The sequence below is a fragment of the Streptomyces sp. NPDC087901 genome, from assembly GCF_044742205.1.
In the GTDB taxonomy this organism is placed as follows: Bacteria; Actinomycetota; Actinomycetes; order Streptomycetales; family Streptomycetaceae; genus Streptomyces.
In genome coordinates, this window is record NZ_JBIUUC010000049.1 from 2880 (window position 1) to 5392 (window position 2513).

A 2513-nucleotide genomic window follows, 5' to 3' on the forward strand; every position below is an offset into this window, starting at 1 on the left:
ATGTGCTTGCACATGCAGTCGTGACTGCGTGCCTTTTGAAGAATGAGCCTGCGAGTTTGCGGTGTGTTGCGAGGTTAACCCGTGTGGGGAAGCCGTAGCGAAAGCGAGTCCGAATAGGGCGATTTAGTAGCGCGCTCAAGACCCGAAGCGGAGTGATCTAGCCATGGGCAGGTTGAAGCGGAGGTAAGACTTCGTGGAGGACCGAACCCACCAGGGTTGAAAACCTGGGGGATGACCTGTGGTTAGGGGTGAAAGGCCAATCAAACTCCGTGATAGCTGGTTCTCCCCGAAATGCATTTAGGTGCAGCGTCGTGTGTTTCTTGCCGGAGGTAGAGCACTGGATAGGCGATGGGCCCTACCGGGTTACTGACCTTAGCCAAACTCCGAATGCCGGTAAGTGAGAGCACGGCAGTGAGACTGTGGGGGATAAGCTCCATGGTCGAGAGGGAAACAGCCCAGAGCATCGACTAAGGCCCCTAAGCGTACGCTAAGTGGGAAAGGATGTGGAGTCGCAGAGACAACCAGGAGGTTGGCTTAGAAGCAGCCACCCTTGAAAGAGTGCGTAATAGCTCACTGGTCAAGTGATTCCGCGCCGACAATGTAGCGGGGCTCAAGCGTACCGCCGAAGTCGTGTCATTCACACATATAGGGCCAACGCCTGTGTGGATGGGTAGGGGAGCGTCGTGTGCCGGGTGAAGCAGCCGCGGAAGCGAGTTGTGGACGGTTCACGAGTGAGAATGCAGGCATGAGTAGCGATACACACGTGAGAAACGTGTGCGCCGATTGACTAAGGGTTCCTGGGTCAAGCTGATCTGCCCAGGGTAAGTCGGGACCTAAGGCGAGGCCGACAGGCGTAGTCGATGGACAACCGGTTGATATTCCGGTACCCGCTTTGAAACGCCCAATACTGAATCAGGCGATGCTAAGTCCGTGAAGCCGGCCCGATCTCTTCGGAGTTGAGGGTAGTGGTGGAGCCGACGAACCAGACTTGTACTAGGTAAGCGATGGGGTGACGCAGGAAGGTAGTCCAGCCCGGGCGGTGGTAGTCCCGGGGTAAGGGTGTAGGCCGTGTGGTAGGTAAATCCGTCACACATTAAGGCTGAGACCTGATGCCGAGCCGATTGTGGTGAAGTGGATGATCCTATGCTGTCGAGAAAAGCCTCTAGCGAGTTTCATGGCGGCCCGTACCCTAAACCGACTCAGGTGGTCAGGTAGAGAATACCGAGGCGTTCGGGTGAACTATGGTTAAGGAACTCGGCAAAATGCCCCCGTAACTTCGGGAGAAGGGGGGCCATCACTGGTGATCCGATTTACTCGGTGAGCTGGGGGTGGCCGCAGAGACCAGCGAGAAGCGACTGTTTACTAAAAACACAGGTCCGTGCGAAGCCGTAAGGCGATGTATACGGACTGACGCCTGCCCGGTGCTGGAACGTTAAGGGGACCGGTTAGCTGACTTTCGGGTCGGCGAAGCTGAGAACTTAAGCGCCAGTAAACGGCGGTGGTAACTATAACCATCCTAAGGTAGCGAAATTCCTTGTCGGGTAAGTTCCGACCTGCACGAATGGCGTAACGACTTCTCGACTGTCTCAACCATAGGCCCGGTGAAATTGCACTACGAGTAAAGATGCTCGTTTCGCGCAGCAGGACGGAAAGACCCCGGGACCTTTACTATAGTTTGATATTGGTGTTCGGTTCGGCTTGTGTAGGATAGGTGGGAGACTTTGAAGCGGCCACGCCAGTGGTTGTGGAGTCGTCGTTGAAATACCACTCTGGTCGTGCTGGATGTCTAACCTGGGTCCGTGATCCGGATCAGGGACAGTGTCTGATGGGTAGTTTAACTGGGGCGGTTGCCTCCTAAAGAGTAACGGAGGCGCCCAAAGGTTCCCTCAGCCTGGTTGGCAATCAGGTGTTGAGTGTAAGTGCACAAGGGAGCTTGACTGTGAGACCGACGGGTCGAGCAGGGACGAAAGTCGGGACTAGTGATCCGGCAGTGGCTTGTGGAAGCGCTGTCGCTCAACGGATAAAAGGTACCCCGGGGATAACAGGCTGATCTTCCCCAAGAGTCCATATCGACGGGATGGTTTGGCACCTCGATGTCGGCTCGTCGCATCCTGGGGCTGGAGTCGGTCCCAAGGGTTGGGCTGTTCGCCCATTAAAGCGGTACGCGAGCTGGGTTTAGAACGTCGTGAGACAGTTCGGTCCCTATCCGCTGTGCGCGTAGGAATATTGAGAAGGGCTGTCCCTAGTACGAGAGGACCGGGACGGACGAACCTCTGGTGTGCCAGTTGTCCTGCCAAGGGCATGGCTGGTTGGCTACGTTCGGAAAGGATAACCGCTGAAAGCATCTAAGCGGGAAGCCTGCTTCGAGATGAGTATTCCCACCCTCTTGAAGGGTTAAGGCTCCCAGTAGACGACTGGGTTGATAGGCCAGATGTGGAAGCCCGGTAACGGGTGGAGCTGACTGGTACTAATAGGCCGAGGGCTTGTCCTCAGTTGCTCGCGTCCACTGTGTT

1 rRNA gene (only partly in view) is annotated in these 2513 nt (G+C 56.1%); it reads left to right on the plus strand.

The features are described from left to right. A 23S ribosomal RNA gene (locus tag ACIOEW_RS41180) occupies positions 1–2491 on the plus strand (it extends 733 nt beyond the left edge of the window). Positions 2492–2513 lie beyond the last annotated feature (22 nt).